Genomic DNA, 23,755 nt, shown 5'->3' with positions numbered 1-23,755 from the left:
CGTGTTCTCATGAAGGATTGGGGCGGCCTGATGGCCGCCCTTTTTTTATCACCGGCCGAGGCTAGCGGCAGCCGCGCAACATCGCCGCGGCGACCAGGCTGGCCACTGGCAGCAACAGCCCATAGGCCACCAGCGGCCATACCGTATCGCCCGGCAGCAGCACCGTAGCCAGTGTTCCGAAGCAGGCCACGATCAGGCTCTGCATCGCGTAGTAGAGCGCCACCGCCATACCCGACGCATCGGCAAACTCACTCAACGCGCCGTTGGCAGCCACCGAAACCACCATCACCAGCCCCACCGCGATGCCCCACATGGGCAGCACGACGCTGGCGAATGACAGTGGCAACTCCGCAGCGAGCGCCATCAACAACACGCCCGCCACCATCACGCACAGGCCACGCACGAATGTGCCAGGCACCGCCCAGCGCGCGATGAACGTCTTCGCCATGCGCGACATGAGGATCATCACCAGTGCCACCGTCGCGAACGCCAGGCTGAAGGTGATCTGGGAGTACTGCATGCGCTCGACCAGCACGCGCGGTGCGATCGAGAAGAACACGAAGAACGTGCCCATCGCGGCACTGAATCCCAGCGTGTAGACCCAGAAGGCACCACTGCGAAGAATTTTCTGCAGTGCCGGTCCAGCGTCCCTGCGCCCTGCGGGTCGGGTTTCCTGCCACAGGCGTTGCGCACGCAGGCCGGCGACCAGGCCAAGCACACCCAGCAGCACGAAGATCGCACGCCAGCCTGCTGCCGCAGCCACCAGTGCACCCAGCATCGGCCCCAGTGCCGGCACGAAGGCCAGCATCGAAGCGAACAGTCCATACAAGGACGCCCCCTGCGGTGTATCCGCGTATACGTCGCGGACGGTGGCAAACGTCGCTACCAGCGCTGCCGACGCGCCAATCGCCTGCACTGTGCGCCAGGCCAGGAACAACCCGCTATTGCTGGACAGCGCCAGCGCAAACGAGGCAACGGTGAACAGCAGCGCCCCCAGCAACAGCACGGGGCGGCGCCCGATCCGGTCCGACAACGGGCCGAACAGCAGTTGGCCGACGCCGAGCACCAGCAGGTAGATGCTCAGCGTCAATTGCACCCGCGCAGGCGATGTTCCCAACGCGCCGGGCATCAAGGGCACTACAGGCAGATAGATATCCATGGCCAGCGAGGCCAGGAGGTCGAACGGCGCCATCAGCGCAATGGCCGATGGCAGGGTATGGGCCCAACGCGGGGCCTGTCGATTGAACATGGGGAGTCTCCGCCCAGAGTGAGTCCGGCGGTGATCCATCCACTTCGCATGCTTCGCAGGGATGTTCACCGCAACAACGTCTGCGTCGTTGTTGCGGCTCAGCGAACTGTCTGCGGACCGTTCCCGTTGTTCATGGTGCTCATTGTTGGCAGTGCGGAACCGGCAAGAGTGTAGCAGCGACCGATTCAGGGTGGCCGGGGCAGCGGTGCCGCCCCGGCCGCGGCGTCCCTGGGGAGTGGGACGCCGCTGATCGTCAGGCCGCCTTCATCGCATGCTTGCGCGCGCGCATCACGTTGTGGCATTCCTGCACTTCCGGCAACAGCTGGGTGACTTCCTGGCGTACCGCCGGCGGCAGCTCGTTGTCCTTCAGCACGTCCTTGAACGCGCCCAGCAGGCGGTCCTCCGACTCTTCCAGCTCGGCCACATAGCCATAGTTGGTGTCACCGAAGGCTGCACGCACCTTGCCGTAGAACTGCTGCATCGAACCCACCACGGTGCCATGCTCGGCCGGCTTGCCGCCGCTGGCAGCCACCGAACCACTCAGCGCCGCGACGATGCGGCCCTTGACGCCGGCGATGCGGGTGAACAAGGCCGACAGCTCGGCATCCTTCACCTTGGTCGCCGCTTCTTCATAGAACGACTTGCCGTCACGAGCGATCTCGATCAGGTCGTTGAGGCGATGTTCGATGGTGGACTGGGTGCTCATGGCGTTGCTCCTGTATCTTCGTTTCAGGGGAGAAAAGCAGCTTCGACTGCGCTGCCTGCGTATCCACTGTGGACATGCTTGTGTGGTTCCCGGGTGAGCAGCGATTGATACGCACATCACGTCACTCAACCCGCACTGACTGCTTCACGCCACAGTGGCGCGTGGATCACATCGAGCGAGCCCGGGCAGGCTCACCAAGGTACGAAAAGGATGATCAGTACGATCACCAGGACCGCGGCGATCGCTCCCATCAGCACGTTTCTCTGGCGCCAACTGGGTTTCGGTTTTCCGGGAGTATTCATGCCTGCTACCTGTCTCTGCGGATGACCCCGGCAGACTGATGGATCGGCGACGGTGCGTGCGTGCAGGACATGTGCAGGCGACGTGCAGAGCACCGACACCCATGTCGATTTCCGGCACACTCGCTCGTCAGATCATCAAAGCCCTCCTTGATTGCGGACCCCATGCCTCCCATCCTCACCGCCTTCGCCACCTCCCCCGACCGTGGCCAGGGCCTGGCCCGTGACATGCGCGTGCGCTGGGCACTGGAGGAACTGTCGGTAGCCTATGACGTACAACTGCTCACCTTCACCGAGATGAAGCAGCCCGTACACCTGGCACGCAATCCGTTCGGGCAGATTCCCACCTGGCAGGAGGGCGACCGGACCCTGTTCGAATCCGGCGCCATCGTCCTGCATCTGGCCGAACAGCACCCCGGCCTGCTGCCGCGCGACGCGGACGCCCGCATGCGCGCGATCATGTGGATGTTCGCTGCGCTGAACACGGTGGAGCCCCCCATCGTTGAGCGCTCCATGGCCTGGGTGCTGGAGCGCGAGCAGCCGTGGTACGCACAGCGGCTGCCGCTGCTGGATGAGCGGGTTCGGGCGCGACTGGCGCAACTGTCGACATGGCTGGCCAAGGCGCCGTGGCTGGACGGCGATTTCAGCGTGGGCGACCTGATGATGGTCTCGGTGCTGCTGCGCCTGAAGAGCAGCGGGCTGCTCGACGAGTATCCGACGGTGGCCGCCTATGTGGCCCGCGCGACGCAGCGGCCCCCCTACCAGCGCGCCTTCGCCGCGCAGCTGGCGGTGTTCCAGAACGGGTAGTTCCACGCCATGCGTGGAAACACTCAGCGCAAGCTGCGCCGGCAGGCGGCCTGCACCAGCATCAGCTGCGCCACCAGGATCAGCATTGCGCAGCCCGACAACAGCCAAGGGTCGATGTACCACTGCTCATTGAAACTGAAGTCGCCTGCGGAAATGCGTTTCCAACCGTTGAAGTGCTGCATCGCTGCGACCACGAACGCGAAGCCACCCGCTGTGTACGACAACCAGGGCACGATGAGGCTCCCCGGGCGCGCGAACAGCGTCAGCAGGCCGAGCACGCCGATGACCGTGCGCTGCACGCGGCAGTACGGGCAGACATAGGCCATTCCGCTCCATTCCACCGCCCAGGCCAGCAGGCTGACCAACATGCCCGCCACTGCGGCGGCGTGCAGGGCTTTCGGCGTGATCGTCATGCCACTCTCGTGTGCCATCCCGTGCTCCTTGGTTGAAAGACCCGGGCAGGGTAGCAGTGCTGCAGCGTCATCCCTTCTTGATGACGGTCCGCTTGCCGATGGTGCTGGTCCTGCCAGCGGTCGGCCTGGCCAAGCCAGGAATCAGGAAATCGGTGACCTTGTGGCCCATCGACACCTTGGACACCAACCAGCGCGGCATGCGCCCGCGACCGGTCCAGGTCAGGCGCTTGTATTCCGGGTCGCGATACTTGGGCGCGACTTTGCCGGATTTACGGCGGACGGCTTTTCGGGCGGGCGCAGGTGTTTCCGAGGCTTGGCCGCCAAAGAGTTCTTCAAGGGTGTAGCCGGCTTCGGCGGCGGCGGCCTTCAGCATCCGCCGCACCGCACTGGCCGGACGGCGGCTGGAAATCAGCTGTTTCCGCCGTTCAGCGGCAACCACCAGGGCACCCAGCTCGCGAAGGCTGAGCGATTCAATATCGATCATCATGCGGGAAAGGTCTACTGCAGCGCGGCAGCTGTCAAGGCGCCCTGCCCGGCGCGTAGACACGGGCTTCACCGCCGGTGGGCTCCGATCGCCTGCGTCGGCCATCTCCGAGGACCTCGACGTGAGCACTTCATCGCATTCGCTCGCCTACCTGCTTGCACGCATCCTGCTGATGGCCCTGTTCCTGGTCTCCGGGCTGGGCAAGCTCGGCGATCTCAGCGGTACCCAGGGCTACATGGAGGCAATGGGAGTACCCGGCATCCTGCTCTGGCCGACCATCGCGTTCGAAATCGGCAGCGGCCTGTGCATCCTGCTCGGCTTCCAGACCCGGCTGGTGGCGGTCGTGCTCGCAGGCTTCAGCCTGGTCACCGCTTTCATCTTCCACCACAACTTCGCCGACCAGACCCAGCAGATCATGTTCCTGAAGAACCTGGGCCTCGCCGGCGGCTTCCTGCTGCTGGCGTGCACCGGGGCGGGACGTTACAGCATCGATGGGCGTGGGCGGCGCGGATGAGCGCGCGGCATGCCGCCATCACCCCTGGCCCATGGGCGCGACGCGCCGCAGGCGCAGGTTGCGCCATGTCGGCTGGGAGCCGCGAAAATCCACCGCTTCGCCATCGCTGGTGAACAACAATCCTGGCTCCACCTCAGCAACCAGGCGGATGCCATCGATGTACAGCCAGCCGTGTCGTTGCTCCAGCACAACGAACATCGATGGTTTGCCCCATTGGTCAACGCGATAGCGTCCCAGCCAGGGTTGCCAATGGGGCGCCTGCGGCCCGGTGGGCCCATCGATGGGATCGTTCTGGTCCAGGCCATCCTCGCCGTTGCTGCATTCCAGGTACGCCGGCAGCATGTCCGTCGCCGCATGGTAACGGTACGTCGCAACCTCTCCATCGGTGTCCACAGTGAAAAGTTGATCGCCGTCGATGGCCGCAAAGCGGGTACCCTCGGCGTGCGCCCCTCGATGCAGTTGCAGCTCCCCGTTTCCGGCAACCCCGATCTTCGCCTTGCCGCTGCGCCCGATCCAGCTTCCCGCCATCTGCTGCATCTGGTCCTGGGTCAACCTGATCGGCGCCAGGCTTGATAGGGGCACACGCGGCTGACGGGGCCCGAAACGCGCCGACAACAGCTGATCGAGCAGACGCTCGCCGATGCCGTACCCCGCAGACGTCGCGCGATTGAACATCGCGGCAAATCCAGCGTTTGCCTGCCTGCAGTAGGTGAACACGCACCCGAATCCGAAGCCCCCGCCGCGGTGGTGCAGCAGCCGCACCGGTGTACTGCCGTAGAGGCGTTCGCTGCGCATGACACCGAGCCCGTAGTCGCCGCCCAGGCCGAAACCATGCATCTCGTCCCAGAGACGGGGCTCAAGCAGTTGCTGCGCACCGGATCGGCCGCCACCGAGCAGGAAGCCAAGATACTTCGCCATGTCGGCGGCACTGGTCCACACGCCTCCCGACACCACCAGCGGCGTCACCGGCGGTACCTGCGTATGGCCTTCCTGGGTTCCCAGTGCCCGCACCTTGCTTGCCAGGTAGACCGACGCATCGGCCGTACTGTCGTGCATTCCCAGCGGCTCGAAGATCCGGCGCTGCAGCCAGGCCGGATAGCTGATGCCCGCAACCTGCTCAAGGACATGACCGGCAAGGTCGAAGCCCAGGTTGGAGTAGCGATAGCGCGTACCCACCGGAAAGCGCAGCCATGTCTGCGAGATGCTGCGGACGTGCGCATCAAAGCCCGGCGACGCCGGTTCGTAGTTGTTGCCCAGTGGCGCCTCGTGCGTGAATCCCGCGCGATTGGCAAGCAGCAGGCGCAGGCTGATGCGCTCCTGTGGAGCATGCTCGAAGCGGCTGCGCACCGTCAACGACGGCAGATAGCGGGTAATGGGCGCGTCCAGATCAAGGATGCCGTCCTGCACGGCCAACAGCACCGCCACCGCCGCGAAGTTCTTCGAGGTGGACTGGATGCTGAACATCGTGCTGGCGTCTACGGGCACGCTGCCCTGGCCTGATACGTGACCGAAGCCTTCAGTCCAGCGCACCTGCCCGCCTTCGACCAGGCAGACGGCAGCGGCACCGATGCCGCTGCCGTCCATGGCCGAGCGGATCACGCCGCGTTCCGCGTCGATCAGGCTCGCGGTGGTGACGCTTGGCCGCGCCGGGGTGGCAACACCGGTGGGAATGAGCGTGGCCGCCGGAACAGCCGCGGCATTGGCCAGGAAGGTGCGACGACTGAGCGTACCAGGCATCAGATCACTCCACTTCAGGATGCCGCCATCTTCCCGCCAGCAGAAATGGCAGGGCATGTGTCATTCGGCACAGAGTGCGGTGATCGATGGCGCTGCGCCTTCGCTGGCTGAGCAGGCCTCAGCCCGGAGGGTCCGGCAAGCGGATTCCCTGCGCCGAAACAAAGGCGCGGGACTCGCTCCAATAGGCCTGTGGCGGTTCCCGCAGCTCTGGTCGCGCCCAGTAGTCGTTGCCATGCAATGCGCTCATCACATGGCACCAGCCGTCACGCGGATCGTGAACCTGAAATCGCCCGCGATGATGGCGCGGATGATACGCGTAGTGACCAAGCGCCTCCTGGCGCGCTTCATCCGGCGAACGACCCGCCTGATGGACCAGCGTCCATGCACGCATGTGGCGCGCATGCGCGAGCGCGCCCAGGTACTCGTCCTCATCCAGCAGTGGCACCTGCTCACCGCGGGCCAGGCACAGTGCGTCCGATTCGGCTTCGTAGTCCAGCGACGGCTGCGCCAGTTCCGGGTGCTGCTGCCAATACCTTTCGCCCTTCATGTGCAGCATCGCCCAGTGCCAGGGCTCGTCGTGGAAGATCAGCGCGTATTCGTATTCGCGGCCGGGGCTCTGGTCGGGATAGCGCTTCCGTGCCTGTTCGAGCGCCTGCGCCTCGGGCACCTGGCCATGGTGGACCAGACACCAGGCGAACAGGTGCCGGCTGTCTTCGATTTCGGTGGTGAAGTCTTCCACCGGCATATCGGTGTTGGGCATGGTCGATCCCTGTGCGCGGATCAGATGCTACCGACGCTGCGGGTCGCGCGGGGGGCGGGGGGCAATGAGATCTGCAACAAGTCGTGCGAGGTCGGTTGGTGGGTCCACCATCAATCACACTTTCGGCGCAGAACCCATCGTAGCAATGCTCACAGAAATGCGAGCCACCATAGTTACCGCCAATGTTACCGCCAAAGCTCATTGGCTGCCCCCCCGTGCTAGGCGACCTGTTGGCAACCGGGTCTGAGCAGCGCTCATCCCGGTAAGCAGCAGCCCCGGTAGCGATCCATGGCACTAGTACACCTGCACATTGAACTGGGAATGTGACCCTCGACAGGGAACGTCCAACTCGCTGCAGATGAAGCCCCTCCAACACTCGGAGGGGCATCACGCCTAAGTAGCGGGAATCAGAGCACTACATCAAACACGGTGACTGCAGCGCCTCGGGGAAGGGCATAGCGCCCCACATCCCCTCAGCCAGCCCGCTACATAGTCTCCTTAAACTCCAGGAGTTTTTGGAGCTTCTCAATGTCTCTCTGCAGAATCTTTCTTCCGCACTCCTCGCAGTAATGATCCCAACTTCTGCCGTTGCGAACCTTGAGCCTGAGATCACCCATGCTTACGCGGTGGCTCTTATTTGCTTGGCAGTCATGTGATTTACCCGCACGATCAACTTCTGTACGGACAACTAGAGATTTAGCCGCCACGGATCACCTCCCGCTCAACGCCTTCAACAATATCAGCGAAGCCTGCCTCAATAGTATTCAATTCAGCTTGAGTCAGCTCGCTTCGCTCTCCGGCGCCTTTTCCTACGAGAGCATTTGCTCGAGAGTGAAGCTCGCCAGCGACAATCTGATAGTTCGACTTTCCTAGGAACTTCCGATCAAGCTGACGCCCCTCTGCACTGAGTTTGGTTTTTGCAAGCAACCGTCCTGCCTCCAGTTGGACACGGCTGTTCAGAGCTTGACGCGCAGCCTGCCTAGCCGCGACTTTCGTCACCGGTATCGGCTTCAATGTTTGCGTCCCAGGATCGAAGTCTCCTTGGATGATCCCTTGCTCCTTCAGGAGCGCGATGGCGGCAGCAGCCTCATTGGTGAGAAGACTGATTTCTTCCAAATGGACTTCCGACTGCCCTGTTACATCTGGCAGCTCAGGCGGAGCAAATGGCTCGTACTCACGGGAAGCACCATCCTCTTCACCCAATCCCTCTAGCGGCAAAAGCTGATCAAAGTAACTCTGATCAGCCTGACTAAAGTCTCGAAAGTCCTTCCATTGCCGCGCGATATTGGCCCCAGCATGGAACACCACCGTCCCATTATTTATAACGTCACCAGGAGCATTCTGCTTGATAACTCGCATGATTCGTCCGACAAACTGAACGAACGGCGATAGATTCGAGAAAATACTCAAAACTGCTGCCACCGCCAGATGCGGATGATCGAACCCCTCACCCAACTTTCGCACCTGAACAATGACATCAAGCTCATGAGCGTCTAGGCGCTTCATAACGCGCTCGTTCGCAGCATTGTCCTCCCTAGAGTGGACAAAGGCCGCCTTGCGATTCCTTGCCGCATAGGCCTGAACGACCTGGAGACAGTGCTCGTAGTTGAGTGCGGACGCAATAATCTTCAAACGCGGATCTCCGGAAGCGCCTCGAAGGCGATCAAGTTCGCGCAAGGATGCGTCTACGACCGTGTTGAGCGTCTCCTCAGATGTGACGATGCTCCGTCGAAAGCCGGCATCGTCCTCACCCAGCCTAATCACCTCGGAAAGTTCAACCTCTATCTCTTGGCCGTCTTCTCGCCGAACGTACTTGAGCGTCTTTGGGTTTAGCTGAAGCGCCTTTAGGCGCTTCACATACCCTGCTTCGATCGCTTTAAAGATAGGGTAGGAATACAGGACCTTCCCGCCCATCACCTGCCCATCAGCACGAAGCGGAGTGGCACTGAAGTTTACGATACGTGCCTGAGGAAATTTGGCCTTAACCGCCTCCCACGTCGCCGCAACGCTATGGTGCCCCTCATCAAACAGGATTAGGTCAAAGAAGTCATCTGGCAGTGAAGTAAGCCACCGATTGTCCTGCCCCTGAAGCTGCTGAACATTCGTGATGACAACATCTGCCTCTTCCAAATCACCTCGATTGCTATCGGTACCACGTATCTCCACGGGTTCCGGAAACGGAGGGTCCGTGATCACCGCACACTTCTGGTAGAACATGTGCGAATTAGACGGATCAAAGTCGCGTGCCAATTGGCTTGCAATATTCAGCCCTGGCGCCACCACCAACGCACGACGCGCCTTGAACGCAAATGGCGAAATGGTGATTGTCCCGGATTTTCCGCATCCAACTGGGAGAATAATTCCGACCTCACGGTCATTGCCCCCACCCTCCGCAAATTTCTTCAACTCGCGGTAGGCTTCGCGCTGAGGCTCTCTAATCCGGTCGTTACTCTCGATACTTGGCTCAATCGTTTGAAAGACTCTGGTCACGGCTCCCTGCCTTCCTCTGTCTGCCCAAATGGCCCGTTCATCTTGCCACCACTAAGGCAACCGTGTACGCCCGCGCCATACAGTCCGGCACATTAGACCTCCGGCGTCATGGCTACTGCGCAATCGAAGCGCGCCAAGGGGCGTCATAACGGCGCGATAGACGGGCGGTTTGCCATCATCTGGCTAAGCCAGGCCGCTGCAGCCGTGGCCACGTCCACCAAGCGCGCGCACTCGTCTCCCCGCCACGCCTGCGCACTTCATAGGGTGCTTTTTCTGCGCTACCTGCGCACGGGCCAGCAGCAGGCCCAGCAAGGCTGTCGGGGGCGCTGAGGGGTCATGCCGCCACCTGCGAATCCCTGCACCAAATGGGGGTGATTGGTGAGGAGTTGAGCGGTCGTATGGATGCCAGACGTGCAGTCGCCAAAGAATAGAGGCAAGAGGGCATCCAATAGCGTCCAAGAAGAACGCACCACTACTTACAGTGTTTCAGGAAAGCTATGAAATGGGGTTGTGGAACACTTTTTTGGTTACAGCCCCTGTCCGGGCACTCTCGCCCCTCTCCCGCTGCCGCTTCTCCTGTCTCCCAACCGTCTTGCCGATATGACTGCTGCCTTGCCGCCTGCCGTTTCCTGCTTGAGAGTTCTGACTCGCTGATTTTGCTGATTACATTGGTGCGCTGGTTACAGTGCCCCCGAATCAATATATATCAACGGCTTGCGTATGATTTGGGTGCGTTCCAGTCATGGGGGAAGACTGGTTACACCGGTTACATCTAGCGTCGTAGTAGCGCATGACCTACTGCTGCTGCCCAGGCATCGCACCGCTGACGGGCTTACGTGACGAGCCGCTCACCGCCACAACGTCACTACGGCCGCACCCACCACGGATTACTCCCTCGAAACGCAAGTAGGCCGCCCCTGGGCGGCCTACTTGGTCGGCTCGGCTCGGCCCGGCACCGGCTCACTGGGCAAGCCATCAGGGTGCTACGGGCGCCAGGTCAAACGGGGCAACCCCACCATGGACCTGACATAGATCGCAAACCTTGTGTCCACGGCGCGATCGGATTCGCACACTGCGCTGCTGTTGGCACCCACCACTGAAGTAGCGGAGGCTCGAGATGGGCGCAGCTGAGAACATCCCCGAAGTCCTGCTGAAGCTCGAGCAGGTCGAAACCCGGACCGGGATGAAGTAGAGCTACATCTACCGCGAAATGGACAAGGACACATTCCCGCCCAGGCACAAGGTCGGCGGCGGCACTCGCTGGTACCAGAGCGACATCCGGCGTTGGATCCACGCACGCAGGAGCGCCCCGCAGTGGACGCCCGAGGATGTGGAGCGACCAGCCGGCCAACTGTGACAGCAGCGGAGCGTAAACGGTCACCGAGCGGTCACCGTGCGGCGCTGGCTTGACGAAGAAGGCACTGCGGATGACCCTAAGTGCCTGATTCGATGGTGGGCCCACCAGGATTCGAACCTGGAACCAAGGGATTATGAGTCCCCTGCTCTAACCGTTGAGCTATAGGCCCTGCGCAGCGTCACAGTGTAGTGGAGGCCGCGCTAGATCGGCTACCCGGCAGCAGCAAGAGCCTCAGCAACACGACCCAACCGTTTCTCCGCCGCTTCCGCGAACCACGCCTGCCGCCGCAGGTGTGCCTGGAACAGCGCCACCGTCCTTCTGGCCTCTTCCAGCCCAATCTGGTTATCGCCACCGAAGCCAGCAAGCAGTCCGGCACCCGACTGTGTCAGCAACGCCAACGTCGCTCGTCGTGCGAACCCCAATGGGTCCTCGCGCTCATCACGCAGCACATCGTCCCAGTCCAACAACGGGGGAAAGTCGCAGCCACGCGTATCCGAGACACCCCAGCCGCACCCACCGCCAATCTCCGTCAGCCCCATACTCACTCTCCTACGATTCGTCGAACCTCTTCCGCCTCCTGTTGAGAGAGGCGACCGGGTGCTTCAACACGGTCGTAGGGCCGCCCGCAGCTTTTCCCCTTGCAGGGTCTTGTATGGCTGCGCGCCACCCGGCCAGAAACCCTTGGGCTCACCGGAATGGCGAGAGTTGCGGATTGACCTTGGATTGCCTGCTGTTGCGGCAGACAGTCCGCCTACGACGGTGTGTTGAGCACCTGCGGAGGACTGTGTGGAAGAGAAGGTAGTGGCTTCAATTGGCGATTGCGACAGCGTATGCGCGTAGTACTCGAAGCTGGGTACTTGGATCGTTGAGCCGCTTGGACTTCGGCCGGGTGACGGTCTCCTGCGACGATGAATCGCAGCGAAGGGATCAACAATTCTCAGGCCAGTTGCGTCACAAGGTGCGGCAAGCAACCGACACCTGTTGAGAAGATCTGCCGGATACGTCATCGCGAACAGCAGCCGAGCATTGGCTCGGCTCTACAGAAAAGCAGGAAAGGCACGCGCAACGCCCAAAAAAGAAAAACCCCGCACCAGGCGGGGTTTCTCTCAACGCTTCAACAGCCGCTGGCTATCAATCGATATCCAGGAAGCTGCGCAGCTGCTCCGAACGGCTCGGGTGACGCAGCTTGCGCAGGGCCTTCGCTTCGATCTGGCGGATGCGCTCGCGGGTCACGTCGAACTGCTTGCCGACCTCTTCCAGCGTGTGGTCGGTGTTCATGTCGATGCCGAAGCGCATGCGCAGCACCTTGGCCTCCCTCGGGGTGAGGCCGGCCAGCACGTCGCGCACGGTTTCGGACAAGTTGATGTTGGTGGTGTTCTCGATCGGGGACTCCACGTTGGTGTCCTCGATGAAGTCGCCCAGATGGGAATCCTCGTCGTCGCCGATCGGGGTTTCCATCGAGATCGGCTCCTTGGCGATCTTCATCACCTTGCGGATCTTGTCTTCCGGCATGTCCATTTCCTTGGCCAGCTCCTCCGGCGTAGCCTCGCGGCCGTACTGCTGGAGCATCTGGCGGGAAATGCGGTTCAACTTGTTGATCGTCTCGATCATGTGCACCGGAATTCGGATGGTGCGCGCCTGGTCGGCGATCGAGCGGGTGATCGCCTGGCGGATCCACCAGGTGGCGTAGGTCGAGAACTTGTAGCCGCGGCGGTACTCGAACTTGTCCACGGCCTTCATCAGGCCGATGTTGCCTTCCTGGATCAGGTCGAGGAACTGCAGGCCACGGTTGGTGTACTTCTTGGCAATCGAGATCACCAGGCGCAGGTTGGCCTCGACCATTTCCTTCTTGGCCTTGCGCGCCTTGGCTTCGCCGTAGGCCATGGCACGGCTGATTTCCTTCAGCTCTTCCAGGTCCAGCTGGGTCAGCTTCTCGATGTCGATCGTCGCCTGCTGTTCGGCGATGATCTGGTCCTTCACTTCGCGCAGGGCCGACGACCACTTCTGCTTGCGCTTCAGCGCGTCTTCCACCCACTCCAGGTTGGTCTGGTTGCCTTCCCAGGAACGGATGAAGTCCTTGCGCGGCATGCGCGCGGTGACGGTGGCCAGGTTCAGTACACGGCGCTCATGCGACTTGATGTCGGCCATGGTGTCGCGCAGCTGCTTGGTCAGCACGTCGGTCAGCGGCAGCGGCAGCTTCAGGGTGACGAACACCGCCGACATCTCTTCGCGCAGGCGCGGCAGGTTCTTCTTGTCGCCCTTGGTCGCGGCCTTCTTGAAAGCGTTGAAGGCATCGCTCAGTGCCTGCATGCGCGCGGCGACTTCCTCCGGATCCGGACCGGTCGGTGCGGCTTCTTCATCGCCACCGTCGACATCGTCGTCCTCGTCCTCGTCGCCTTCGGCGTCCGCATCGGCGCTGTCATCGGCAACGACCGCCGGCGGTGCCGGCTCTTCGTCGACCAGGTCGTTGAAGCCGACGATCACTTCGGCCAGGCGCTTCTTGCCTTCCTTGTGGGCTTCGTAGTCGTTCAGCAGCGACTCGACCGAAACCGGGAACTGGCCCAGGGCCGCCTGGACCTGCGAAAGGCCTTCCTCGATGCGCTTGGCGATGGCGATTTCGCCTTCGCGGGTCAGCAGCTCGACGGTGCCCATTTCGCGCATGTACATGCGCACCGGGTCGGTGGTACGGCCACCTTCGGTGTCGAGCGCGCTCAGCGCGGCGGCAGCTTCTTCAGCCGCGGTGTCATCGACTTCGCGATTGCCGGTGTTGCCATCGTTGAGAAGCAGGGTTTCCACATCCGGCGCAACTTCATGGACATCGATGCCCATGCCGTTGATCATGCCGATGATGTCTTCGATCTGTTCCGGGTCGACCATGTCGTCCGGCAGATGGTCATTGACTTCGGCGTAGGTCAGGTAGCCCTGTTCCAGGCCCTTGCTGATCAGTTGCTTGATTTCGGATTGGGCAGGACGTTCGTTGGCCATGTAGTGCTCGCGCCACCGGCTAGGGAGAAATAGGGAACGTAGCATTATACCAGCCCGGGGCCCCGCCTGCCGGGCGGTGGTCCCGCAGGCTCAGGGCCTGAGAAGGAAGGTCACGGGACCGTCATTGACCAGGCTGACGACCATATGGGCTCCAAATCGGCCCGTTTCCACCCCCGGCGCGTGATTTTCACGACAGATCTCGACAAATCGATTGAACCCGCGTTCAGCCTCGTCCGGCGGTGCGGCGGTCGTGAAACTGGGGCGCATGCCCGAACGGGTATCGGCGGCCAGGGTGAACTGGCTGACCAGCAGCAGGCCGCCGCCGGTGTCGCGCAGCGACCGGTTCATCTTCCCGGCCTCGTCGGCGAACACCCGGTAGCCCAGCAGGCGCTCGGCCATCCGTCGCAGCTGGGCCTCGGTATCGCCCGGTTCCATGCCGACCAGGGCCAGCAGGCCGGGGCCGATCTGCCCCACCACTTCCTGGTCGACATGGACGGCGGCCTGGCTGACGCGCTGGATCAGGACGAGCATCGTGGGCTTCCAATGAACAGGGCCGGCCACGATAGCAGCGCCCTTGGCTAAACTGGCGCCGATGAATCCGCAACGCAAAGCCCGGCTGGTCTACCGCGCCACCACCCTGTTCGCCCGCCTGCCCTGGCCACTGTTGCGGGCGTTCGCGCATGCCCTGGCGTGGACGTGGGTCCGTCTCAACGCTCGCGAGAGCCGCGTCACCCGGCGCAACCTGGAACTGGCCTACCCGGAACTGGACGGTCCGGCGCGCGACCGCCTGCACCGCGAGCTGCTGCGCTCCACCGCCCTGCAGGCCATCGAGACGCTGCGGCTGTGGAGCCAGAGGCCGGCCGACAACCTGCGCCTGCACCTGAAGCAGCGCCACGGCGAATCCCTGTACGACGCGGCGCTGGCCAGCGGCAAGGGCGTGATCGTGGCCGCACCCCACTTCGGCAACTGGGAGCTGCTGAACCAGTGGCTGGCCTCGCGCGGGCACATCGCCATCGTCTACAAGCCACCGGAGGACGAGGCCAGCGACGCCTTCCTGCAGCTGGTGCGGGGCGGCCAGAACGTGCAGCAGGTGCGCGCCGAGGGCCCCGCCGTGCGCCAGCTGTTCAAGGTGCTCAAGGACGGCGGTGCCACCGGTATCCTGCCGGACCAGCAACCCAAGGCCGGCGACGGCGTGTTCGTGCCGTTCTTCGGCGTGCAGGCACTGACCATGACCCTGGTCAACCGGCTGGCCGAGCGCACCGGCGCCACCGTGCTGTATGGCTGGTGCGAGCGCGTTGGGCCGGACATGGAATTCGCCCTGCACATCGAGCCGACCGACCCGGCCGTGGCCGACCCGGACCCGCAGGTGGCGGCCACCGCGCTCAACGCCGGCATCGAGCGCATCGCCCGCCGCGACCCGACGCAGTACCAATGGACCTACAAGCGCTATACGCTGCGGCCACCGGGCAGCGGCGAGGAAGACCCGTACGCGACCGAAGAGCATCCGCACTGACGGTCGCACCACGCGGGCCCGTCCGGCCCCTGCGACCGGCGGCCGCACCACGTTGAATACGACGCCGGCGCCCCCATAGAGACTGCGATGTCCGCCTCCCCCGGTCCTGCCATGCCTGCTGCCTCTTCCCTGTTCGGCGATCCCGCCGCGATCCGCTGCGAACGCGCGGTGGCCGAACTGCGTGCCGGTCGCCCGGTACTGCTCCACGATGGCCAGGGCCAGCGCCTGGCGGTGATTGCACTGGACAGCGCCACTGCCAGCAGCTTTGCCACGTTCGCCGGTGCCGCGCGCGAGCGCCACTACCTGTTCCTGACCGCGACCCGCGCCCGCGTGCTCGGCGTGGAAGCACCGGAAGGCGCGCGCCTGCCGCTGGCTGGCATTGCCTTCGATACCCTGCCCTCGCTGGGTTACCTGCGCGAGCCCGGCCCGATGCCCGACGGCTGGGCAGCCGGCGACGCCTTCGATGCCGGCGCGGTCGAGCTGGCCCGCCTGGGCCTGCTGCTGCCGGCGATGGTCGCGGTGCGCCTGGACGTGGATGACCACACGTTCGACGGTGCCGCCGAGGTGGCCCTGTGCGACCTGGCCGAAGGCGCAGCACATGCGGCCCACGACTACGAACTGGTGGCGCGTTCGCCGGTACCGCTGCGCGACGTCGGCATGACCACCTTCGCGGTGTTCCGCGGCGGAGTGGCCCAGCGCGACCAGGTCGCGATCATCGTCGGCGAACCGGACCTGTCGTCGGTGGTACCGGTACGCGTGCACTCCTCGTGCCTGACCGGCGACCTGTTCGGCTCGCTCAAGTGCGACTGCGGCGACCAGCTGCGGCGCGGGCTGCGCAAGCTGAAGGAACTGGGCGGCGGCGTGCTGCTGTACCTGGACCAGGAAGGCCGCGGCACCGGTATCGCCGCCAAGATGCGCGCCTATGGCTACCAGCACGACGGCCTGGATACCATCGACGCCGATGCACAGCTGGGCTTCGGTGCCGACGAACGCCGCTACGGCAGTGCGGTGGCGATGCTGCATGGCCTGGGCATCTCGCGCGTGGCTCTGCTCAGCAACAACCCGACCAAGGCACAGCGCCTGCGCAATGCCGGCATCGAGGTGCTGGACTGCATTCCGGTCACCGGCGAGATCACCGCGGAAAACGAACACTACCTGCGCACCAAGGCCGATCGTGCTGGCCACCTGCTGGATGTCGATGCGCTGATCCAGGCTGCCCAGTAACGCAGCCGACCTGCTACCGTCTGCGCGGTGCGGCCACCGCCGCCGCTCGCCCTGCCACCTGACGGAGCCCGCGTGACCGACGTCGCCCCCATCGCCCCGCCCACCGATGCCTGGCAGTCGCTGCCGCAACGTGCCGCCCGCCTGGCCGCACTGGAAGGCGCCTTCGGCGGACTGTTCGTGCCGGGTCTGCCACTGGCCGCAGCTGCCTGGTTCTTCGATCTGCCCGGCGGCCTGTGGACTGCCGCCCTGGGGCTGCTGATCGGCATCCTCTTCGGCGCCTGGCTCGGCCGCCGGCGACTGACCCGCACCCGCTGGCGCCTGGATGACCAGGGCCTGGGCCTGCGCCGCGACCTGATGTGGCAGCTGGAAACCCGCATTCCCATATCGCGCGTACAACACCTGGACCTGCGCCGGGGCCCGTTGGAGCGCCGCGCCGGCCTGGCCACGCTGATCGTGCACACTGCCGGTACCCGCATGAGCGCGGTCACCGTCAACGGCCTGGATGAAGCCGACGCCGAGCGCCTGCGCGACACCCTCTCGCACCAGCTCGACCAGGACGCCGACGCCCTGTGAGCCTGCCGCCGCCCCTGCCCGCATCGCTGCCTGCCGGTGGCGAGGACCATCGCCTGCACCCGTGGTCGTGGCTGTTCGTACTGCTGATGCAGCTGCGCCACTACTTCCTGCCGCTGGTCGCGCTGCTGGTGTTCGGCCAGCGTGGCGAGCGCGACCCGATGTGGGCGCAGTTGATTCCACTGTCGGCGATCGCGGCACTGGTGCTGGTCTCGGTGCTGCAGTACCTCAGCTACCGCTACCGCATCGGCAGCGATGCCATCACCGTGCGCAGCGGGCTGCTGGCGCGCAACCGCCGCGAGATCCCGTTCGCCCGCATCCACAACGTGGAAGTGCGGCAGAACCCGCTGCACCGGCTGTTCGGTGTGGCCGAGCTGCGCCTGGAATCGGCCGGCGGCGTGCGGCCGGAAGCCGAGATGCGGGTACTGAGGCTGGACCAGGCGCTGGCGCTGGAACGGCTGGTGCGCCAGCGTGGGCAGGCACCGCAGCCCGCCGACGTCGTCGCCACGCCCTCGATCACCGGGACCGACACCGAACAGGTGCTGCTGCGCCTGTCGAGCTGGGACGTGGTGCGCATGGGCCTGCTCTCCAACCGCGGATGGGCACTGGCGATCGCCGCCTTCGGCGTGCTGTTCCAGACCGTGCCGCGGCCGGTGATGGACGCGGCCATCCAGCGTGGTGGCAGGGAGGCCTTCGGCTACGCAAGCCACCTGCATCCCGGCGTGGCCGGCGCCTTCCTGCTGCTGGCCGCAGCCCTGCTGCTGGGCTGGCTGGCGCTGCGGGCGTTGTCGGTGGTGCTGACCCTGCTGCGCTATCACGGCTTCACTCTCAGCGAGCAGGATCGCCGGCTGACCGTCTCGGCTGGCCTGGTCAGCCGAACCCGCAGCAGTGTCGCGCGTCGCCGCATCCAGGCCTGGACGCTGCACGAAACCACCCTGCATCGCTGGTTCGGCCTGCGCCAGCTGCGCATCGACAGCGCCGCCGGCGGCCCTTCGCGGGACCAGGACCGCGCCCTGCGCGAGCTGGCACCGCTGGCCCCGGCAATGCGCTGCGAGCAGCTGGTGCAGCACCTGCTGCCACAACTGCAGTGGCCACCGGCGCAGTGGCAGTCCATTCCCCAGCGTGGCTGGTGGCGGCTGTGCCTGGGTGCGCTGCTGCTGGTCCCCGTGCTGGCCGCAGCCGCGTACTGGCGCTGGGGATCATGGGGCCTGATCGTGCTGGCCTGGTTGCCGCTGGCGCTGCTGGTGGCCCACCGGCAGATGGCGCGCATGGGCTGGTATCTGGATGACCACTACGTCGCCGTGCGCGGCGGTTGGTGGAAGCGCTGGTGGCGCTGGGCCGAGCTGGACAAGGTGCAGGGCCTGCGCCTGCTGCGCTCGCCACTGGACAAGCTGTTGGGCACCAGCAGCCTGCAGCTGGATACCGCCGGCGCGCATGGTGATGTGGCGTTGATCCTGCACTACCTGCCGCAGGCGCAGGCGCAACAGGTGATGGATCAACTGGCGGCCGCGCTGGCGCGGCGCAAGCTGCGCTGGTAGGCAGTGCCGGCCGCTGGCCGGCACTACCGCGGCCTGGGGTCGCGCATCCACGCATGGCGTGGATCTACTGTAGAGCCGAGCCCACGCTCGGCTTACCGCTGCGACGGCCCCCAATACCCCAGGTCCTTGCGGATCTGCAGGTCGCGCACCCAGCTCCCGAACGGCTTGCGCCGCAGCACGCCCATTTCACCGGACAGGAAATCCTCGGTAGCCGCAATCACGCGCTCGCTGGACAGGCCATCGCGGTACGGATGGATGGCATCGGCGTAGCGCACGATCTCCGCCTGCAGCGCGGCGTCGGGATGCAGCGCGCGCTGCAGCATCGCCGGCAGCTGCACCGGGTCGTCGAAGTCGATCATGTGCGGCTTGGGCACCCGGTTGCGGAAGGTCACCACCGGCTTGTGCTGGACGATGAACTCCGAAACGATCGAGGACGTATCGGACACCAGCACATCGGCGGCGCGCTGTGCAGCCATCACCTGCTCCGGCTCGACGAAGCGCGCATTGGCACCGGCCAGCGCGCGGTAGCGTTCGAACAATTCCGGTGGGCACTTCGGGTGCAGGGTCAGCAGCCAGTAGCGCTTGCCCTCGGCGATGTCGGCAGCAATCTGCGCATGCAGGTGCGGGGCTGCGCTCAGGCGTTCGGTGAAGGTCGAACCGAACAGGATCACCGGGCGTCCTCCAGCGGCGGCGCGCAGCGCGGCGCTCTCGCCACCATCGTCGCGGAACAGCGGATCCAGCTTCGGCCAGCCGGTCTCGGCCACCGCGAAGTGGCCCTGCAGGGCCGCGATCTCGCGGAACGGCCCGGTGGTGGCCGGCCCCTGCGTGCAGTACAGGTCGAACATGCCGCGCACCCGGAAGTGGCCGCGCGCACTGTCCCGCTTCTCCACGTTGAAGCCATGGAACAGCTGCACCTTGGCTCCCGAAAGGAAGGTCGGCACCCAGTTGGCGGCGCTGAACACCGCCCGCGGCCGCATTGCCAGCGCCTGCTTGAGGCCGATGTTGGGCACTCCCGGCAGCTGGCTGCCGGCCGCGCCGCCCTCGAACCAGGCTGCCACCTCCTGCCCGGAGGCGTGCAAGGCCTGCGCCAACGGGGCGAGAATAGGCAGCGCATAGCGCTCCGTCGCAAACAACAGGTACCCGGCCATCATGTCCTCCACGACCGCTCCCATCGAACGGCCTCGCATCTCGGCCTGCATTATCGCGTTCAACGAGGCCGGCCGCATCGGCGACTGCCTGGCCTCACTGGCCTTCTGCGATGAGATCGTCGTCGTGGACTCCTACTCCACCGATGCCACCGTGGCCATCGCCGAGGCCGCAGGCGCCCGCGTGCTGCAGCGCCCGTTCGACGGCTTCCGCAGCCAGAAGGCGTACTGCGTCGAGCAGGCCCGCCACGACTGGGTGCTGTGCCTGGACGCCGATGAGCGGATCAGCCCGGAACTGCGTGCGGCCATCGAACAGGCCCGCGACGGTGGCTTCGCTGGCCATGCCGGCTATCGCTTCGCACGCCTGTCGGAGTACTTCGGCAAGTTCCTGCGCCATGGCAATGCCTACCCGGACCGGGTGATGCGCCTGTTCGACCGCCGCCGTGGCGGCTGGCGCGGCAAGCGCGAGATCCACGAGGCCGCCAGCGTCGATGGCAGTGTGGGTACCCTGCGCGGCGACCTGGTCCACTATCCCTACCGATCCTTGCAGCAGCAGCTGGCCAAGACCGAGAAGTACGCGCGGATGATGGCCGAGCACGAGTTCGCGCGCGGTAAACGGGCCACGCTGGGCAAGCTGGTGCTGGCACCGGCCTGGCGGTTCTGGCGCGGCTTCGTGTTCCGTGGCGGCTTCCGCGACGGCTGGCATGGCCTGGTCTACGCCTATGTGCGCGCCAACTACGTGCGCCAGAAGACCATCATGCTGTGGATGCTGGGCAACGGCCAGGCCGTGGCCGACCCGCCGAACCCCTGATCGCCGGGCCCTGCCCGGCGCGCCGACGCCTCACGCCCCGGTGGCTGCCCGGTAGCGCGCGCCTTCGACGATCGACAGGCCGGTCAGCAGGCCGACCAGGGTCACGTAGAAGCTGGCGGTCATCTGGTGCGCGAACATCGACTGGGTCAGTCCGCACAACGCGTAGGTGATCACCAGCATGATGCCGGCTGCGGCCGGCCCACGGAAGGTTGACCGACCACTACGGCGATGCAGGCGCACGAACAACCACAGCGGGATGCCATACACCGCCAGCAACAGCAGCAGGCCCGGTACGCCCTGGGTCGCTGCCCATTCGGCAACATCGTTGTGTGCATGCCCCAGGTGGCAACGCAACTCTTCCGGATTCTCCCGACAGACCGGCACGCGCAGCATCGCACTGTCGAAATGACCGATGCCAACACCCACCAGCGGGTGATCGAGGAAGGTCTCCCAAGCCACCTGCAGGCGTTCCACGCGGGCACCGGCGGAAGAATCACTGTCGCCCAGTTCCATCCGCTGCACGTCACTGTGCAGCTCGCTCAGGCGCACCTGGTGACGCAGCTCCGGCACCGACAGCAACAGGGTCGCGCCGATCGCCAGCATGCCGGCCAGCACCGACAGGCGCGCCGCACCGGTGCGCCAGCGCAGGCTCAGTGCCAGCACCACCAGAAGCGCCAGCAGGGCGGCGAACACGCCGCGGCTGCCGGTCAGCACGATGGTGCCGCAGCCGGCGGCCGTGCCGAGGATTACCAGCGACCAGCGCCGCGACGGGCGACAGAACACCAGCAGCACCATCAACACCATCACGATGTCGGCCAGCACGATGGCGTTGGTGAACAACTCTGCGCGCGGGGCGCCACCCAGCACCTGCCACAGCGACATCGCGAAGGTGGCGAGCAGGCCGGTCAATGATCCGTACCAGAGCCACCGCAGGTTGGGACGCAGCGCGCAGACCCAGAGCGCGATCCACGGGATCACCACGAATCGCGAGCGGTTGTCGACGTCACGCAGGCCCTGCTCGAACAACACCACCGACAGTACGCCGAGCGCCAGCACCGCCAGCATCAGCCAGGCCAGCACTTTCACCGGCTGACCGGCCATGCCGCGCGCGCGCCACAGCAGCTCCGGCGCCAGCAGCGTGCTGAGCAGCAGCAGCAGGCCATACGGCAGCAGGTTGATCGGCACGGTCAGCACCAGTGCCGGCAGGCAGAACAGGCCCAGCTGGGCCAGCGCATGCGCGGCCCCATGGCGCCCACCGGCGGGAACGCCCAGCGGGTCGTCGGCCATGGGGTTCAGGTTGTCCGGTGAAGCTGGCACGTCGGGAAGTATCGCTGCAATCTGCGGGAAGAACGGGAAGGATCAACGGAGGCCGTCCCAGCCTGCTGTTTTACTGCCTTTGGGCCCGCTTGGGCAGACTGGACAAGCTGGAATCGTGGTGGCTAGTCATGTTCCTGCAAACGCCGTTCACGTTCGCGCTCCTCTGCAGTGACCACGCAGGGCACCTTCACCGCTGCTGCCGGCACCAGCCACCAGCGCCGCCGGTTGGCCACGCCGGCCAGTTCAGAACGGTTGCGGTCGACGCACGACAGCATCGCGTATTCGTGCACCAGCAACCAGCGGCGTCCGGGCGCCAGCCGCTGCCAGCGCGTGGCCGCAATCAGCTGCTCGTCCCAGTCCGTCTCGAAACCGAAGGTCGCTGCGGGGCGGTCGGCCAACAGCAGATGCTGCTCCTTCCAGGCCACCAGCCCCAATTCGGCATCCGGTCCCAGACGGTCACCAACCGTGCGCATCAGGCCGCGGGCGGAACTGGAATCGTTCAGCAGCGGATAGCCGACCAGGCTGTACAGCACCCAGACCATCGCCAGGGTCGATACCAGCGCCAGATGCCGGCGACGGCCGCAGGCCAGCAGGCTCACTCCGCCCCACACGCCCATCGCCAGGATCGTCCAGGCCAGTGCGTCGACGGCGCCGGGCGCCAGCCCGCGGCTGTGGGTCAGGCGCAGCTCGAAGGCCGGCTCGCCCAGCACCGCCATCGCACCGGCCAGGGCCAGGCCCAGTGACAGCAGGCCGGTGAACACCCCCACCACGGCCTGCACATCGCGCCGCCTCAGCAATCCAGGCAACAGCGGCGCCAGCACCAGGCAGAACATCGGCAGTGCCGGCAGGATGTACACATCGCGCTTGCCGGCGGGAATCGAGAAGAACAGCACCACCATCAGCCACCAGGCCAGCGGCAGCAGGTAGCGCGGGTCGCGGCGGCGCAGCCGGCGGCGCCACGCCGGAATCGCCCAGGGCAGGGCCAGGAACGCCGGGATCCACATCAGCGGCATCGTCACCAGGAAGTACCAGGCGGGCTGGTGATGGTCCCAGGAATGGGCGTAGCGCCGCGCCGTCTGCTGGAACAGGATGTCGTCCATGTAGGCCAGGTACTCGTCCGAGCCGGTGGCAAAGCCGGCCAGCAGCATCGGCGCCAGCCACAACGACACCGCCAGCAGGAAGGCCAGCGGCGCCAGCCAGAAACGCGCGTCGCGCGCATGCAGTCCCACCCGTGGCCACTGCAACGCCGCGGCGATGGCCGCAGGCACGAGCATCAGCAGCGCCAGCATCCCCACGCCCTTGGTGATCACGCCGATGCCAGCAAAGAACCAGCCCAGCCACCACCAGCGCCAGCTTGGTCCCAGCAAAAGGTGGCGCAGCAGGCCGTAGTTGGCCAGGGTGATGAACAGCAGCAGCAGTGGGTCGATCTGCGCCTTCTTCGCCTGGAAGGTGAACTGCAGCGCGAACAGCAGCGCCCAGCCGGCGTACAGCCCCACCCGCCGCGTCCACAGGCGTCGCCCCAGGTCGACCACGCACCACAGCGTGCCCAGGGCCGCCAGCAGCGACGGCAGCAGGAAAGCCACGCGCCACTGCCCGACCAGGCCGTACAGCGTGGCCTGCCACCACATCAGCATCGGCGGCTTGTCCGAGTACAGCTCGGTGCCGCGATGCGGGAACAGCCACTGCCCGCTGTCGAACATCTGCTTGGCCACCAGCGCGAAGCGCGGTTCGTCCGACGGCCACGGATCACGAAGGCCCAGCCCGGCCCCCAGCACCAGCAGGGCCATCACCACGAACAACCACGTCTCGCGCGACGCGCGGGATTTCAGCATGGGA

21 protein-coding genes and 1 tRNA gene are annotated in these 23,755 nt (G+C 65.2%); 8 read left to right on the top strand and 14 right to left on the bottom strand.

From position 1 onward, the window contains the following. Positions 1-61 precede the first annotated feature (61 nt). Complete coding sequence (cml, locus tag ACM0PB_RS05115; protein WP_414604782.1) at positions 62-1,249, bottom strand: CmlA/FloR family chloramphenicol efflux MFS transporter; 1,188 nt, start codon at positions 1,247-1,249, stop codon at positions 62-64. Positions 1,250-1,502: 253 nt separating this feature from the next. Continuing rightward, on the bottom strand, positions 1,503-1,955 hold the full coding sequence (locus tag ACM0PB_RS05110) for a PA2169 family four-helix-bundle protein (RefSeq protein WP_005419568.1): 453 nt from the start codon (positions 1,953-1,955) through the stop codon (positions 1,503-1,505). A gap of 464 nt (positions 1,956-2,419) precedes the next feature. Between ACM0PB_RS05110 and ACM0PB_RS05105 the strand changes: the two genes are divergently transcribed. Then, the gene (locus ACM0PB_RS05105; protein ID WP_164229859.1) at positions 2,420-3,061 is read left to right on the top strand and encodes a glutathione S-transferase family protein; all 642 of its coding nucleotides are present in this window, start codon (positions 2,420-2,422) and stop codon (positions 3,059-3,061) included. Positions 3,062-3,084: 23 nt separating this feature from the next. Here ACM0PB_RS05105 and ACM0PB_RS05100 read toward each other — a convergent pair whose 3' ends face one another. Together ACM0PB_RS05100 and ACM0PB_RS05095 are read right to left on the bottom strand one after the other, a co-directional pair. Beyond that, complete coding sequence (locus ACM0PB_RS05100) at positions 3,085-3,492, bottom strand: hypothetical protein (protein ID WP_065186330.1); 408 nt, start codon at positions 3,490-3,492, stop codon at positions 3,085-3,087. Between the two features lie 49 nt (positions 3,493-3,541). Beyond that, entirely contained in the window at positions 3,542-3,961 is a 420-nt protein-coding gene (locus tag ACM0PB_RS05095) for an H-NS family nucleoid-associated regulatory protein (protein WP_164229870.1), read from the bottom strand. Between the two features lie 118 nt (positions 3,962-4,079). On the opposite strand from ACM0PB_RS05095, the gene ACM0PB_RS05090 reads away from it, so the two are divergent. Continuing rightward, entirely contained in the window at positions 4,080-4,472 is a 393-nt protein-coding gene (locus tag ACM0PB_RS05090; protein ID WP_019660763.1) for a DoxX family protein, read from the top strand. 18 nt (positions 4,473-4,490) lie between these two features. On the opposite strand, the gene ACM0PB_RS05085 is transcribed toward ACM0PB_RS05090, so the two are convergent. The 3 genes from ACM0PB_RS05085 to ACM0PB_RS05075 form a co-directional block, all read right to left on the bottom strand. Then, on the bottom strand, positions 4,491-6,266 hold the full coding sequence (locus ACM0PB_RS05085; RefSeq protein ID WP_239502811.1) for a serine hydrolase domain-containing protein: 1,776 nt from the start codon (positions 6,264-6,266) through the stop codon (positions 4,491-4,493). 61 nt (positions 6,267-6,327) lie between these two features. Next, positions 6,328-6,969 (bottom strand): hypothetical protein, encoded by a 642-nt coding sequence (locus tag ACM0PB_RS05080; protein WP_111108292.1) that lies wholly within the window; start codon positions 6,967-6,969, stop codon positions 6,328-6,330. Positions 6,970-7,665: 696 nt separating this feature from the next. Next, positions 7,666-9,459 carry a DEAD/DEAH box helicase gene (locus tag ACM0PB_RS05075; protein WP_111108293.1) on the bottom strand — a complete coding sequence of 598 codons (1,794 nt, stop codon included), beginning with the start codon at positions 9,457-9,459 and terminating at the stop codon, positions 7,666-7,668. A 1,198-nt stretch (positions 9,460-10,657) separates the two neighbouring features. Here ACM0PB_RS05075 and ACM0PB_RS05070 point away from each other — a divergent pair. After that, the gene (locus ACM0PB_RS05070; RefSeq protein ID WP_488472680.1) at positions 10,658-10,816 is read left to right on the top strand and encodes a helix-turn-helix transcriptional regulator; all 159 of its coding nucleotides are present in this window, start codon (positions 10,658-10,660) and stop codon (positions 10,814-10,816) included. Positions 10,817-10,909: 93 nt separating this feature from the next. Here ACM0PB_RS05070 and ACM0PB_RS05065 read toward each other — a convergent pair. From ACM0PB_RS05065 to dtd, 4 genes are all read right to left on the bottom strand, one after another. After that, positions 10,910-10,985: transfer RNA gene (locus tag ACM0PB_RS05065), tRNA-Ile, on the bottom strand. 40 nt (positions 10,986-11,025) lie between these two features. After that, complete coding sequence (locus ACM0PB_RS05060; RefSeq protein ID WP_111108294.1) at positions 11,026-11,355, bottom strand: hypothetical protein; 330 nt, start codon at positions 11,353-11,355, stop codon at positions 11,026-11,028. Between the two features lie 592 nt (positions 11,356-11,947). Further along, positions 11,948-13,801: an RNA polymerase sigma factor RpoD gene (gene rpoD / locus ACM0PB_RS05055; RefSeq protein ID WP_005419586.1), complete on the bottom strand. Its 1,854-nt coding sequence runs from the start codon at positions 13,799-13,801 to the stop codon at positions 11,948-11,950. Positions 13,802-13,891: 90 nt separating this feature from the next. Beyond that, a complete protein-coding gene (dtd, locus tag ACM0PB_RS05050) occupies positions 13,892-14,332 on the bottom strand; it encodes a D-aminoacyl-tRNA deacylase (RefSeq protein ID WP_005419588.1) in 441 nt (146 codons plus the stop codon). A gap of 61 nt (positions 14,333-14,393) precedes the next feature. Between dtd and ACM0PB_RS05045 the strand changes: the two genes are divergently transcribed. The 4 genes from ACM0PB_RS05045 (at position 14,394) to ACM0PB_RS05030 (ending at position 18,646) form a co-directional block, all read left to right on the top strand. Beyond that, positions 14,394-15,314: a lauroyl acyltransferase gene (locus tag ACM0PB_RS05045; protein ID WP_053496997.1), complete on the top strand. Its 921-nt coding sequence runs from the start codon at positions 14,394-14,396 to the stop codon at positions 15,312-15,314. Between the two features lie 87 nt (positions 15,315-15,401). Next, on the top strand, positions 15,402-16,538 hold the full coding sequence (gene ribA / locus ACM0PB_RS05040; protein WP_053496995.1) for a GTP cyclohydrolase II RibA: 1,137 nt from the start codon (positions 15,402-15,404) through the stop codon (positions 16,536-16,538). Between the two features lie 72 nt (positions 16,539-16,610). Then, positions 16,611-17,111 carry a PH domain-containing protein gene (locus ACM0PB_RS05035; protein ID WP_053496994.1) on the top strand — a complete coding sequence of 167 codons (501 nt, stop codon included), beginning with the start codon at positions 16,611-16,613 and terminating at the stop codon, positions 17,109-17,111. Continuing rightward, positions 17,108-18,646 (top strand): PH domain-containing protein, encoded by a 1,539-nt coding sequence (locus tag ACM0PB_RS05030; RefSeq protein WP_164229850.1) that lies wholly within the window; start codon positions 17,108-17,110, stop codon positions 18,644-18,646. The genes ACM0PB_RS05035 and ACM0PB_RS05030 overlap by 4 nt, the downstream gene beginning before the upstream one ends. 92 nt (positions 18,647-18,738) lie before the next feature. Here ACM0PB_RS05030 and ACM0PB_RS05025 read toward each other — a convergent pair whose 3' ends face one another. Next, positions 18,739-19,797: a CDP-glycerol glycerophosphotransferase family protein gene (locus tag ACM0PB_RS05025; RefSeq protein ID WP_065178793.1), complete on the bottom strand. Its 1,059-nt coding sequence runs from the start codon at positions 19,795-19,797 to the stop codon at positions 18,739-18,741. Between ACM0PB_RS05025 and ACM0PB_RS05020 the strand changes: the two genes are divergently transcribed. Further along, positions 19,796-20,602, top strand: coding sequence for a glycosyltransferase family 2 protein (locus ACM0PB_RS05020; protein ID WP_065178794.1), 807 nt, complete (start codon positions 19,796-19,798; stop codon positions 20,600-20,602). The two genes, ACM0PB_RS05025 and ACM0PB_RS05020, sit on opposite strands and share 2 nt — an antisense overlap. 30 nt (positions 20,603-20,632) lie before the next feature. Here ACM0PB_RS05020 and ACM0PB_RS05015 read toward each other — a convergent pair whose 3' ends face one another. Together ACM0PB_RS05015 and ACM0PB_RS05010 are read right to left on the bottom strand one after the other, a co-directional pair. After that, the gene (locus tag ACM0PB_RS05015) at positions 20,633-21,889 is read right to left on the bottom strand and encodes an O-antigen ligase family protein (protein WP_005419601.1); all 1,257 of its coding nucleotides are present in this window, start codon (positions 21,887-21,889) and stop codon (positions 20,633-20,635) included. 152 nt (positions 21,890-22,041) lie between these two features. Next, entirely contained in the window at positions 22,042-23,751 is a 1,710-nt protein-coding gene (locus ACM0PB_RS05010; protein ID WP_414604783.1) for an ArnT family glycosyltransferase, read from the bottom strand. Positions 23,752-23,755 lie beyond the last annotated feature (4 nt).

The organism is Stenotrophomonas sp. AR029 (genome assembly GCF_047520695.2).
In the GTDB taxonomy this organism is placed as follows: Bacteria; Pseudomonadota; Gammaproteobacteria; order Xanthomonadales; family Xanthomonadaceae; genus Stenotrophomonas; species Stenotrophomonas sepilia.
The sequence above is the reverse complement of the archived record's forward strand: the minus strand, read 5'-3'. Positions and strand labels throughout refer to the sequence as shown.

What these genes read in the sequence shown, in the direction of transcription:
- cml (WP_414604782.1), bottom strand. Translation starts at nt 1,249, where the DNA reads ATGTTCAATCGACAGGCCCCGCGTTGGGCCCATACCCTGCCATCGGCC.
- ACM0PB_RS05110 (WP_005419568.1), bottom strand. Translation starts at nt 1,955, where the DNA reads ATGAGCACCCAGTCCACCATCGAACATCGCCTCAACGACCTGATCGAG.
- ACM0PB_RS05105 (WP_164229859.1), top strand. Translation starts at nt 2,420, where the DNA reads ATGCCTCCCATCCTCACCGCCTTCGCCACCTCCCCCGACCGTGGCCAG.
- ACM0PB_RS05100 (WP_065186330.1), bottom strand. Translation starts at nt 3,492, where the DNA reads ATGGCACACGAGAGTGGCATGACGATCACGCCGAAAGCCCTGCACGCC.
- ACM0PB_RS05095 (WP_164229870.1), bottom strand. Translation starts at nt 3,961, where the DNA reads ATGATGATCGATATTGAATCGCTCAGCCTTCGCGAGCTGGGTGCCCTG.
- ACM0PB_RS05085 (WP_239502811.1), bottom strand. Translation starts at nt 6,266, where the DNA reads ATGCCCTGCCATTTCTGCTGGCGGGAAGATGGCGGCATCCTGAAGTGG.
- ACM0PB_RS05080 (WP_111108292.1), bottom strand. Translation starts at nt 6,969, where the DNA reads ATGCCCAACACCGATATGCCGGTGGAAGACTTCACCACCGAAATCGAA.
- ACM0PB_RS05060 (WP_111108294.1), bottom strand. Translation starts at nt 11,355, where the DNA reads ATGGGGCTGACGGAGATTGGCGGTGGGTGCGGCTGGGGTGTCTCGGAT.
- rpoD (WP_005419586.1), bottom strand. Translation starts at nt 13,801, where the DNA reads ATGGCCAACGAACGTCCTGCCCAATCCGAAATCAAGCAACTGATCAGC.
- dtd (WP_005419588.1), bottom strand. Translation starts at nt 14,332, where the DNA reads ATGCTCGTCCTGATCCAGCGCGTCAGCCAGGCCGCCGTCCATGTCGAC.
- ACM0PB_RS05045 (WP_053496997.1), top strand. Translation starts at nt 14,394, where the DNA reads ATGAATCCGCAACGCAAAGCCCGGCTGGTCTACCGCGCCACCACCCTG.
- ribA (WP_053496995.1), top strand. Translation starts at nt 15,402, where the DNA reads ATGTCCGCCTCCCCCGGTCCTGCCATGCCTGCTGCCTCTTCCCTGTTC.
- ACM0PB_RS05020 (WP_065178794.1), top strand. Translation starts at nt 19,796, where the DNA reads ATGTCCTCCACGACCGCTCCCATCGAACGGCCTCGCATCTCGGCCTGC.
- ACM0PB_RS05025 (WP_065178793.1), bottom strand. Translation starts at nt 19,797, where the DNA reads ATGATGGCCGGGTACCTGTTGTTTGCGACGGAGCGCTATGCGCTGCCT.
- ACM0PB_RS05015 (WP_005419601.1), bottom strand. Translation starts at nt 21,889, where the DNA reads ATGGCCGACGACCCGCTGGGCGTTCCCGCCGGTGGGCGCCATGGGGCC.
- ACM0PB_RS05010 (WP_414604783.1), bottom strand. Translation starts at nt 23,751, where the DNA reads ATGCTGAAATCCCGCGCGTCGCGCGAGACGTGGTTGTTCGTGGTGATG.